The sequence below is a fragment of the Mycolicibacterium brisbanense genome (assembly GCF_001570425.1).
GTDB classification, from domain to species: domain Bacteria; phylum Actinomycetota; class Actinomycetes; order Mycobacteriales; family Mycobacteriaceae; genus Mycobacterium; species Mycobacterium brisbanense.
In genome coordinates this window covers 1-11,058 of record NZ_BCSX01000044.1, presented here as the reverse complement: position 1 = coordinate 11,058, position 11,058 = coordinate 1, and the positions used below count along the sequence as shown (strand labels likewise).

Sequence of the window (11,058 nt, the reverse complement as noted above, 5' to 3'; positions counted from 1 at the left end):
TCGTGCGCCGTCGTCAGGGGCAGGTGATCTCCACTTCGTACGGCTTGGTGACGGCTCCGGCCGTCGGGTTGGCCATGTCCATCCCGGTGGCGTTGCCCTTGATCGTGTAGGTGTTTCCGTCTTTGGTGGCGTCGGCGCTGCCGCCGGGCACGCCGGGCGTGTATCCGAGCGACACGCCGTCGATGTTGCCCAGCGCCAAGGCGGTGACCGTCGGTGGATCACCCGGAGTGAGAGTGGCGCTGACGCCGGTGGGCGCCTGCCCGATGGTGAGGCTCACGGTGTTGGCCACCGTCGCGCACACCACCGAACCCTGGACCGCATGGTCCTTACCGTCGATGGTGACCTTGGCGGTGCCCGTCCCGGTGCTGGCCGTGACGTTGCCTCCCGGAGCCGACACGGTGGCGGTCTGCGACGCCGTCGCCGACGAGCCACCCGACTCCGACTTCTTTTCACTCGACGAACAGCCCGACAAGCCGGCGATGATGACCGCCGCGCCCCCGACGGCTACTACGAACCCACGTTTCACCACTGTTCTCCTCCAGGTATGCGGCCCGTCGACGATGGCGGACCATACCTGTGCAGTATGGAGTCAGGTGTCGGTGGCGGCGAGAGAATGGCCGAATTGTCTGGCCCGGCACCGGAAACGGTCGTAAGTTCGGCACCATGCAGACCTTGCGCACGCCCGATGAGCGGTTCCGCGATCTCCCTGAATTTCCCTATATCCCAAGCTATTCCGAGATCTCAGACGACGACGGGGGCCTGCTGCGGGTGGCCTGGATCGACGAGGGGCCGCCGGACGCCGACCCCGTGCTGTTGTTGCATGGGGAACCATCGTGGTCGTTTCTGTACCGCCGCATGATCCCGGTGCTCACCGCGGCGGGACACCGCGTCGTCTGTCCCGATCTGGTGGGCTTCGGCCGGTCGGACAAGCCGGCCCGCATCGAAGACCACAGCTATGCCCGGCATGTGGAGTGGATGCGGGCGCTGGCCTTCGACGTCCTCGACCTGAGCCGGGTGACACTCGTGGGGCAGGACTGGGGCGGGCTGATCGGGTTGCGGCTGGCCGCCGAGCATCCGGAACGCTTCGCCCGCATCGTCGTTGCCAACACGGGCCTGCCGACGGGAGACATCCCGATGCCCGAGATCTGGTGGCAGTTCCGCACCGCGATCCAGAATTTGCCGACCATCGACGTGGGCCGGTTCGTCGCGTCCGGGTGTCGGCGCCCGGTCGGTGACGCGGTCCGCGCCGCCTACGATGCCCCGTTCCCCGACGACACCTACTGTGCCGGGCCGCGCGCGATGCCGGGCTTGGTACCCACCACACCCGACGACCCGGCTGCGGCCGCCAACCGGTCGGCATGGAAAGCGTTGTGCGCCAGCGAAACTCCGATGCTCGTCGCATTCAGTGACGGTGATCCGATCACGGGTGCGATGGCAGGGATCTTCCGCCGTGAGATGCGCGGTGCCCAGGGCGTCGAGCACCCCGTGATCGCCGACGCCGGCCATTTCCTGCAAGAGGACGCGGGCGAGGAACTCGCCGCGGCGATCGTCGAATTCCTCAGGGGCAGGTGACCGCGACGTCGAACGGTGTGTCGACCGGAGGCTCGGTGCTGGCGGAGTTCGAGGCCATGCCGCTGCCGGTCACGGTGTAGTTCTTGCCGTCGCGGGTCGCGACCACGGGCGTGCCGGACACGCCTTCGACGTAAACCAGTGCCGGTCCGTCAGAACCGATTTCGCCGATGTTCACCGACTTGACCGCCGGCGCCTCACCGTCGGTGAGCTCGATCGTGGTGTGCAGGTGGCCTTCGATGTTGATGGTGGTCAGCCCGTCCTTGGTCTCGCAACCGACACCGGTGAACGGTCCGGCGTCGTTGGTGCCGAAGGTCACCCGGGCTTGATTGGGCTGCACGGGCGACACCGGTGGCAGCGTCGAGGTCGACGTTTCCTGGCTCGACGCCTTCGGTCCGGGCGCCTGGGAACCGCCCGGCGAACTCGAATTCTGCGATGAACACCCGACGATCCCTACCAGCAACGTCGCGGCTCCGGCGGCGATGACGAATCCGTGCTTCACGACAGACGAGTATGGTCGCGTCGGCCCCTATGACGGAAATCGGGCGGGCATCCGGTTGAATACCTGCTGTGGGCGAGCCGTACTTCACCGTCGAAGCCGAACTGCCCGGCCGGCTCGGTCGGGTGGGGGTGATCCACACCCCGCACGGAGACATCCACACCCCGGCCTTCATCGCCGTCGGCACCGCGGCCACCGTCAAGTCGGTACTTCCCGAGACCATGAAACAGCTTGGGGCGCAAGCGATTCTGGCCAACGCTTATCATCTGTACCTGCAGCCCGGCCCGGAGATCGTTGCTGAGGCCGGCGGGCTGGGCGCCTTCATGAACTGGCCCGGCCCCACCTTCACCGACAGCGGTGGCTTTCAGGTGATGTCGCTGGGCGTCGGATTCAAGAAGGTGCTGGCGATGGACACGTCGCGGCTGCAGACCGACGACATCATCGCCAAGGGCAAGGAACGGCTCGCGGTCGTCGACGAGGACGGTGTGACGTTCCGATCGCATCTGGACGGCTCGAAGCACCGGTTCACCCCGGAGGTCTCGATCGGCATCCAGCACCAGCTCGGCGCCGACATCATCTTCGCGTTCGACGAGCTGACCACGCTCGTCAATACCCGTGGCTACCAGGAGAGTTCGGTGCAGCGCACGCACGAGTGGGCGGTGCGGTGCCTGGCCGAACATCACCGGCTGCAGGACTCGGCCCCGCAGCGGCCCCGGCAGGCCTTGTTCGGGGTGGTCCAGGGTGCGCAGTACGAGGATCTGCGGCGCCAAGCGGCACACGGGCTCACCACGATCCGCACTGCGGACGGTCACGGCTTCGACGGCTACGGCATCGGCGGTGCGCTGGAGAAGCAGAACCTGGCCACCATCGTCGGCTGGGTCAGCAGCGAGCTGCCCGCCGACAAGCCCCGGCACCTGCTGGGCATCAGCGAACCCGACGACCTGTTCGACGCGGTCGCGGCCGGGGCGGACACGTTCGACTGTGTGTCGCCGTCGCGGGTGGCGCGCAACGCCGCGGTGTACTCGGCGACCGGGCGGTTCAACATCACCGGCGCGCGGTACAAGCGGGACTTCACCCCGATCGACGCGGAATGCGACTGCTACACCTGCGCCAACTACTCGCGTGCGTACATCCGGCACCTGTTCAAGGCCAAGGAGATGCTATCGGCGACGCTGTGCACGATCCACAACGAGCGGTTCGTGATCCGGCTGGTCGACCAGATCCGGGCGGCGATCGTCGCCGGTGAGTTCGACGAGCTGCGGGCACACGTGTTGGGGCGGTACTACGGGGCGCCCGTACGCTGACCTGCCGCTTCTTCAACGCGTGCACAATAACTAGATGACGACCGCTGCCGAAGATCAGTCGCTCCTGCTGCAGCTGCTCGACCCGGCCAACCGGGCCGACCCGTACCCGTCCTACCGGCGGATCCGCGAGCGTGGCCCCTTGCAGATACCCGAGTCCAACGTCGCGGTGTTCTCCACCTTCGCCGAGTGCGATGCGGTGCTGCGGCATCCCGCGTCGTGCAGCGATCGCATGAAATCAACTGTGGCACAACGGCATATGGCTCAGCGCGGGGTCCAGGAGCGCGGCGCGACCAGCTTCCTGTTCCTCGACGCGCCCGACCACACGCGGCTGCGCGGCTTGGTGAGCAAGGCGTTCGTGCCCAAGGTGGTCCACGCTCTCGAACCCGACATCCGGGCCCTCGTGGACGGGTTGCTCGACCGGGTCGCCGAGGGATCCTTCGACGCCATCGCCGACCTGGCCTACCCGCTGCCGGTCGCGGTGATCTGTCGGCTGCTGGGTGTGCCGATCGAGGACGAGCCCAAGTTTCGCGATGCCTCGGCCCTGCTGGCTCAGGCCCTCGACCCGTTCATGGCGATGACGGGCGAAGCGTCGGCGCTGTTCGACCAGCAGATGGCCGCAGGCAGGTGGCTCGCGGACTACCTTCACGACCTGATCGCGCAGCGCAGGCGCCGGCCGGGGGACGACCTGATGTCGGCGTTGATCCAGGTGGAGGAATCCGGTGACCAACTCACCGAGGACGAGATCGTCGCCACCTGCGATCTGCTGCTCATCGCCGGACACGAGACCACGGTGAACCTGATCGCCAACGCGATCCTGGCGATGCTGCGCCACCCCCGGCAGTGGGCCGCTCTTGGCAATGACGCCGGGCGGGTGTCGAGCGTGATCGAAGAGACCATGCGCTACGACCCGCCGGTGCAGCTGGTATCGCGCATCGCCGGTGAAGACATGACGATCGGCGACGTCGAGGTCCCCGAGGGCGACACCATGCTGCTGTTGCTGGCCGCGGCACACCGTGACCCGGCCGTGTTCGACCGCGCCGACGAATTCGATCCGGATCGCGGGGCCATCCGCCATCTGGGGTTCGGCAAGGGACCACACTTCTGCCTGGGTGCGCCGCTGGCCCGACTGGAGGCCTCGGTCGCGCTGTCGGCGATCACCGCGCGGTATCCGCAGGCTCGTCTGGCAGCGGAGCCGGTGTACAAGGCGAACCTGACCCTGCGAGGAATGTCCAGCCTGTTCGTCGCTCCCTAACCTCGTCGCTCCCTAACCTCGCCGAGCCTTAACCTCGCCGAGCGTGCGTGTCTGCTGCCCGCCACGCCGTGTTTCGCCAGCAGTTCGCGCACGGTCGGCGGCCGTGAGCAGCATCGCGACAGCGATCGCCGCGGCAGTCACGGCTGCGGTTGCCGGCCAGCCCAGCCACCCGACGGCGGCCGCTCCAAAGGCGGTGCCCAGGCTGCCGCCGACGAAGTACACCACCATGTAGGCGCTGTTGAACCGTGCCGGCGCGGCGGGGTCGATGGCCAGAACCGTGCTCTGATTGGCTACTTGGGCCGCGAACAACCCGGCGTCGAACACAGCCAGACCGATGAGCGTGGCCACCGGACTCGCAAGGCACCCGGCCAGCGTGACCGCGCCGAGCGCGGCGACGCCAAGGCCGACCCTCATGACTCGTCGTGCGCCGGCACGGTCGGTCCACACACCTGCGATCCGAGTGGCGACAATGCCGAGCAGACCGGCAAGGGCGTACAGGCCGATCCGCTCGGGTGGATACGAGTACGGCGGCTGCGCCAGCGCCGCTGCGAGGCCGGCCCACACCGCGCAGAACGCGAAGAACCACAGCGCACCGCGCACCGCGGCGATGCGCAACGCCGGGAATCGCAGGTAGAGGCCGGGTAGGCCGCGGAGGGTCGCCAGGTAACCGCCCGTGGCCGAACCGGCGGTGGCGGGCAGAGCCCAGAGGGCGACGAGTGCGACGACGGCGCATGCGGCGGCGAACACGAGCAAGCCGCCCCGCCATCCCGCCACTTCGGTCAGCCAACCGCCTGCGATCCGGCCACCGATGATCCCGGCCGAGATACCTGCCGTCACAATGCCCAGCGCGGTTGCCCGGCCGCCTTCGGGGACGAAACGCGCGGTTGTCGAGCTCAACTGTGCGCCGACGGTCGAACAGGCGCCGATCACCCCGATGGTGAGGCCCAGCGTCCACAGCGTGTCCGCGGCGGCGTTGACCGCCAAGGCCACCGCCAGCGCGCCGAACTGCGCGGCGAGAACGCGGTTCGGTGCAAATCGGTCGACCAGCGGTACCAGCATCGCGAGCCCCATCAGGTAGCCGACGGGACCGCACGCCAACGCGATTCCGGCCTGGGCAACCGAGATGTCAAGACTGTCAGCGACATCGGATATCGCCGGTTGCAGCGGGTACATGGCGGCAGTGCCAAGGGCGGCGGCAATCGCTATGAACCACACGGTGATTCGGCGCAGAGCTGGCTGGGGTGTCATGGTCGTGACGTTATGGGCATGACACCCCGGATGCTGGCGGAAATCCGACCACGCGGTGCGGTGCGTGTAGGCACGGCCAACCGGGGTACCCGAAGGTGTGCCTGAGACACGTGAACTGACGATCCATGACCCACGCACCGGCGACCTGGTAGGTCGTGTCCCCATTGCCGGGCCCGCGGAATGCGGTGCGGCCGTCGAGCGAGCCTGTGCCGCGGCGAAACGGTGGTCCCGGATGCCGGCGACGGAACGGGCCTCGGCGCTGCACGCGGCCGCCGAGTCGGTCCGCGCGGCGGCCGAAGAACTCGCCGAGCTCAACGTACGGGAGACCGGCAAGTTGCGGCAGGACGCCCTGGGCGGCGTCGACGCGGGGGCCGGGACACTCACGCAGTACGCCGAACTCGGGCCGCTTCACGGTGGCCGCACGCTGCAGGGCAACTGGTCGGCCACCGACATGATGGTCCCGGAACCACGCGGAGTGGTGGCGGTGTTGACGCCATGGAACGACCCGGTCGCGGTGGCCGCCGGGCTGCTGGGCGCCGCCCTGGTGACCGGCAACGCCGTCGTGCACAAACCGAGCGAGCGCTGCCCGCGCACCGGCCGCAGGTTCGCCGAGCTGCTGGCCGAACACCTGCCCGACGGTGTGCTGCAGATCGTCGACGGCGATGGCACCGTCGGGGCCCGCCTCGCCGGCGATGAACGCGTCGACGTCGTGGCGCACGTCGGCAGCAGCGTGACCGGCCGGGCCATCGCCCAGTCATGCGCCCAGCGAGGAGCCAAGGCGTTGCTGGAAAACGGTGGCAACGACGCGCTGATCGTCGACGCGGGAGCGGATCCGACGTGGGCGGCGCAGCAGGCCGCGCTCGGCGCGTTCGCCAACGCCGGCCAGATCTGTGTGTCGGTCGAGCGCATATTCGCGGTGGCCTCGGTGGCCGACGAATTCACCCGGGCGCTGGTGGGTGAGGCGCGCGCGTGGGCCGACCGCATCGGCCCCCTCGTCGACGAGCGACAGCGGGCCCAGGTGCACCAGCAGGTCACTGACGCCGTCAAACACGGGGCGCGGGTGCTGATCGGCGGACAACCGGGTGACGGGGCCGGAACATTCTATCCGCCAACCGTTTTGACTGACTGCACCCGGGATATGGCGGTGTTCTCGGAGGAGACTTTCGGGCCGGTCGCCCCGATCCGGACCGTGCCCGACTTCGGCGCCGCGCTGCTGGAGGCCGCCGACGACCGCTATGGGTTGGCCGCCACCGTGCTGACGACCGATATGGCCCACGCCCAGGAGGCGTGGCGTGCGCTCCCGGTGGGCACCGTCAAGATCAACGACGTGTTCGGCGGTGCGCCCGGTGGTGCGTCCCAGCCCCGCCGGGCCAGCGGCAGCGGCTTCGGGTTCGGACCCGAGCTGCTCGATGAGATGACGGCGGTCAAGGTCGTGCACCTGGCGCCGCCCCCGGCTACAGCGGGTTGAGGATCCGCTGCAGGAATTGCCGGGTGCGGTCCTCCTTCGGGTCGCCGATCACCGAAGCGGGTGGCCCCTGTTCGAGGATCACGCCTCCGTCGGTGAACAGCACCTGATCGGAAACCTGCCTGGCGAACTGGATTTCGTGCGTGACGATCACCAGTGTCCAGCCTTCGACGGCGAGATCGCGGATGACCGAGAGCACTTCGCCGACCAGTTCGGGGTCCAGCGCCGAAGTCGGCTCGTCGAACAGCACCACCTTGGGTTTGAGCGCCAGCGCCCGGGCGATGCCGACGCGCTGCTGCTGGCCGCCCGAGAGTTGGTACGGGTACTGGTCCCGCTTGTCGGCCAGCCCCACCTGGCTGAGCAGCTCGGCGGCCTCGGCCTCCACCTCGTCGCGCGGGCGCTTCTGCGCCACCAGCGGACCCTCGGTGATGTTCTGCAGCACGGTCTTGTGCGGAAAGAGGTTGTGCGACTGGAAGACGAAACCGCTCTGCGCCCGGTATTTGCGCAGCTGATCCTTGGGTACGGGGTTGGCGAAGTCCAGTTCGACGTCGCCGACCTTGATCACGCCGGCATCCGGCACGTCGAGCGCATTGAGCGCGCGCAGCAGCGTGGTCTTGCCCGATCCTGACGGGCCGATGACGGTCGTGGCGCTGCCGCGCGGCACCGTGAACGACAAGCCCTTGAGGACTTCGTTGTCGCCGAACGCTTTTCGGACGCCTTGGGCTTCGATCCGATTCTCGGTCATCGCGCCACGTACCTTTCCAGTCGGTGTTCCAGGCGACTCTGGCCGAACGACAGCACCAGGCAGATCACCCAGTAGTACACCGCCGCCGTGCCGTACAGGGCGAAGAACTCGAACGTCGGCGCGGCGATGATCTGGGCCTGCCGCAGCAGTTCGGTGACCAGGATGGTCGAGGCCAGTGAGGTGTCCTTGACCAGTGAGATCAAGGTGTTCGACAGCGGCGGCACCGCGACCCGTGCCGCCTGCGGCAGGATTATGCGGCGCAGCGTGCCGACGTAGCTCAGCCCGATGGTCTCGGCCGCCTCCCACTGTCCCTTGGGGATGCTCTGGATCGCCGAGCGGATGATCTCCGCCGCGTAGCCACCGACGTTGAGCGAGAACGCGATCACCGCGGCCGGGAAGGGATCGATCTTCACGCCGAACTCCGGCAGCGCGAAGAACACGATGAACAACTGCACCAGCAGCGGGGTCCCGCGGATGATCGAGATGTAGAACCGGGCGACGTTGCTGAGCACCACATTCGACGACAGCCGCGCCAGCGCCACCGCCAGTGCGATCACCAACCCGATGACGAAGCTGATGACGGTCAACGGAATTGTCTTGGTGATAGCCGCCTTCGCCAACGGCCACAGATTGTCACCGATGAGCCGCCAGGTGGACCGCGGCGCCTGCGGTCCCTGCCCCGCCTGCGGGCCGCCGGAAGCGTTGGCCTTGAGGTACTTCTGCGAGATCGAGGCCAGGGTCCCGTCGGTGCGCAGCTCGTCGAGTGCCTTGTTCAGCTCGGGCAGCAGGCCGCTGTTCTTGCGGGCGGCGAAACCCTGCTCGCTTTTCTCGCCGACGGTGCCGGCGATGCGGACCGATTTGTCGTTCGTTTCGGCCAGGTACGCATACACCGCGATGCTGTCGTTGACCACGAGGTCGACGCGGCCCTGGTTGAGCAGCGCGATGGCCTGCGTGAAACCTTCGACCGTCTCGACCCGCGCGCCCGCCTTACGGGCCACGTCCGACCAGTTGCTGGTGGCGTTCTCGGCGGCCACCTTGCCTTTGAGGTCTGCCAGCGAGTTGATCGAATGGTTGTCGGCGCGCGTGACGATGACGCCTTCACCCACCGAATACGGTTCGGACAGGTCGTACTTCGCCTGGCGCTCGGGGGTGATGGTGACCTCGTTGGCCACCACGTCGAATCGGTTGGCCTCCAGCGCCGCGAAGATCGAATCCCATGGGGTCTCCACGAATTCGACGCGGACTCCGAGCTTTTCGGCCACCGCGCGGGCCACGTCGACGTCATAGCCGGTGAGTTGGCCGGTGGTGGGATCGTGGTAACTGAACGGGCTGTACACCCCTTCGGTGCCGACGCGCAGCACCCCGGCGGACTTCACCGGGTCGGTGGTGTTGTTCGCCGACGGCCCGCACGCCGCGGTCAGCAGCGCGAGGATCAGCAGCAGCCCGAGGAGCGGCATTCGAAGGTAGCGCACTGCCGGAAGCTAACAGGAATCGGCGCCGTGCCGAAGTGTTCTGCTCAGTTGGCCCGGTATATCCAGGGATGTCGCGGCAGCGCTGCCGGGTCGAACTCGTCCAGCATGCCCTGCACAGTGGTGGCCGTATACCCCAGCGACGCGCCGATCTCTGCCAGCGCCCGCTCGACGCCGATCTCGCCGAGAGTCACCGCGCCGTCGCGTTTGGCCAGCCGGGCACCGTCCTCGTTGAGTACCAGCGGCACGTGGGCATACGTCGGTTCGGGGTAGCCCAGCAGCCGGGCCAGGTAGGCCTGCCGCGGCGCCGAACTGAGCAGATCGTCACCGCGCACCACCTGGTCGATGCCGCTCGCAGCGTCGTCGACCACCACGGAGAGGTTGTAGGCGGTGACCCCGTCGCCACGGCGCACGACGAAATCGTCGACGATGCCGGTGTACGAGCCGTGCACGAGGTCGGTGACGGTCCCGACGAACGTGTCGGTGCGCAGCCGCAATGCCGGTGGACGGCCGGTCTCGGCGCGGCGGGCCTGTCGTTCGGCATCGGTCAGGTCCCGGCAGGTGCTCGGATAAGCGCCTTGCGGTGCGTGCGGGGCTTGCGGCGCCTGGGCGATATCTCTTCTGCTGCAATAACATTCATAGAGCCGTCCGTCGTCGCGCAGCGCGTCGATGACCGCGTCGTACCGCTCGCGGTGCCCCGTCTGCCATTCGACCGGGCCGTCCCACGTCAATCCGATCGCCGCCAGATCGTCGACCTGACGGTTTCCGATCTCGCTGAACGTACGGTCGTCGAGATCCTCCACCCGCAGCAGGAACCGGCGCCCCGTCGACCGCGCGAACAACCACGCCAGCACGGCGGTACGCAGATTGCCGATATGCAGATCAGCCGACGGGCTCGGGGCAAACCGTCCGGCGGGGGCGAGGCTCACGCCCGCAATCTAGCTAACGACGGTCCCAGGGCGGCTCCTCGCCCATCTTCTTGTAGTACTTCGCGAGGTGGCTCTTCACGCGGTCGACGTCGTCCTTCGGGATGTCGATGCCGCCCCGTGCGCCGTCAATGATCCCGCCGGCGGCCATCACACCCCGCGGTACGGCTTCGAGCTTGCCGCCGACCACGTCGGCGATCAGCAGCTTGTAGGCCGTGAAGTTGTCCTTGGCGTCCTTGTCGTACCAGACGTGCGCGTCGCGGTATTTCGCGTTGGGTTCGTCCTGCGCGTCGGCCCACTTCCGGACGCGTTTGTCGGCGGCGTCGCCGTCCCATTCGCGGTCCCGGTCGGCGAGCGGCAGATCCTGAAATGCTGTCACAGACATGCAGGTGGCATGCCCGATGACCGCAGGCGGTAAACCGCGCCCCACGCAGGCACGTCCCCGCCGCGAGGGTGAATCCTCTGCGAGATCCCGCGCGGCAGATTCATACGGTTACGACAACATCGGTGATTTGGGAGGTTGTCGTGCCAACTGGTTATCGGCATTCGAAGGCGACGCGGCGGGAGTTGTTTGACCGGGT

Annotated in this window: 11 protein-coding genes; 4 read left to right on the top strand and 7 right to left on the bottom strand. The window is 67.8% G+C overall.

Annotated elements, in window-relative coordinates:
- Positions 1-13 precede the first annotated feature (13 nt).
- Positions 14-526, bottom strand: coding sequence for a lipoprotein LpqH (locus tag RMCB_RS24345; protein WP_029372703.1), 513 nt, complete (start codon positions 524-526; stop codon positions 14-16).
- Between the two features lie 137 nt (positions 527-663).
- Here RMCB_RS24345 and RMCB_RS24340 point away from each other — a divergent pair, with 137 nt between their 5' ends.
- Positions 664-1,572: a haloalkane dehalogenase gene (locus tag RMCB_RS24340; protein WP_062830831.1), complete on the top strand. Its 909-nt coding sequence runs from the start codon at positions 664-666 to the stop codon at positions 1,570-1,572.
- Here RMCB_RS24340 and RMCB_RS24335 read toward each other — a convergent pair.
- Entirely contained in the window at positions 1,559-2,071 is a 513-nt protein-coding gene (locus RMCB_RS24335; RefSeq protein WP_029372701.1) for a lipoprotein LpqH, read from the bottom strand. The genes RMCB_RS24340 and RMCB_RS24335 overlap by 14 nt on opposite strands.
- A gap of 68 nt (positions 2,072-2,139) precedes the next feature.
- Between RMCB_RS24335 and tgt the strand changes: the two genes are divergently transcribed.
- Both tgt and RMCB_RS24325 read left to right on the top strand, forming a co-directional pair.
- Positions 2,140-3,372 (top strand): tRNA guanosine(34) transglycosylase Tgt, encoded by a 1,233-nt coding sequence (gene tgt / locus RMCB_RS24330; protein ID WP_062830830.1) that lies wholly within the window; start codon positions 2,140-2,142, stop codon positions 3,370-3,372.
- A gap of 34 nt (positions 3,373-3,406) precedes the next feature.
- On the top strand, positions 3,407-4,624 hold the full coding sequence (locus RMCB_RS24325) for a cytochrome P450 (RefSeq protein ID WP_062830829.1): 1,218 nt from the start codon (positions 3,407-3,409) through the stop codon (positions 4,622-4,624).
- 12 nt (positions 4,625-4,636) lie between these two features.
- Here the strand turns inward: RMCB_RS24325 and RMCB_RS24320 are convergent, their stop codons facing one another.
- Positions 4,637-5,872 carry an MFS transporter gene (locus tag RMCB_RS24320; RefSeq protein WP_084388604.1) on the bottom strand — a complete coding sequence of 412 codons (1,236 nt, stop codon included), beginning with the start codon at positions 5,870-5,872 and terminating at the stop codon, positions 4,637-4,639.
- Positions 5,873-5,987: 115 nt separating this feature from the next.
- Here RMCB_RS24320 and RMCB_RS24315 point away from each other — a divergent pair, with 115 nt between their 5' ends.
- Positions 5,988-7,340, top strand: coding sequence for an aldehyde dehydrogenase family protein (locus RMCB_RS24315; RefSeq protein WP_062830984.1), 1,353 nt, complete (start codon positions 5,988-5,990; stop codon positions 7,338-7,340).
- Here RMCB_RS24315 and RMCB_RS24310 read toward each other — a convergent pair.
- Genes RMCB_RS24310 through RMCB_RS24295 form a run of 4 tightly spaced genes read right to left on the bottom strand, consistent with a single transcriptional unit; the run spans position 7,327 to position 10,862 of the window.
- Entirely contained in the window at positions 7,327-8,082 is a 756-nt protein-coding gene (locus RMCB_RS24310; RefSeq protein ID WP_029372694.1) for an amino acid ABC transporter ATP-binding protein, read from the bottom strand. The genes RMCB_RS24315 and RMCB_RS24310 overlap by 14 nt on opposite strands.
- A complete protein-coding gene (locus RMCB_RS24305) occupies positions 8,079-9,539 on the bottom strand; it encodes an ABC transporter permease subunit (protein WP_084388603.1) in 1,461 nt (486 codons plus the stop codon). Before RMCB_RS24305 ends, RMCB_RS24310 begins: the two co-directional genes overlap by 4 nt.
- 59 nt (positions 9,540-9,598) lie before the next feature.
- A complete protein-coding gene (gene gluQRS, locus RMCB_RS24300) occupies positions 9,599-10,480 on the bottom strand; it encodes a tRNA glutamyl-Q(34) synthetase GluQRS (protein WP_062830828.1) in 882 nt (293 codons plus the stop codon).
- A 13-nt stretch (positions 10,481-10,493) separates the two neighbouring features.
- Positions 10,494-10,862 (bottom strand): hypothetical protein, encoded by a 369-nt coding sequence (locus tag RMCB_RS24295; RefSeq protein ID WP_062830827.1) that lies wholly within the window; start codon positions 10,860-10,862, stop codon positions 10,494-10,496.
- Positions 10,863-11,058 lie beyond the last annotated feature (196 nt).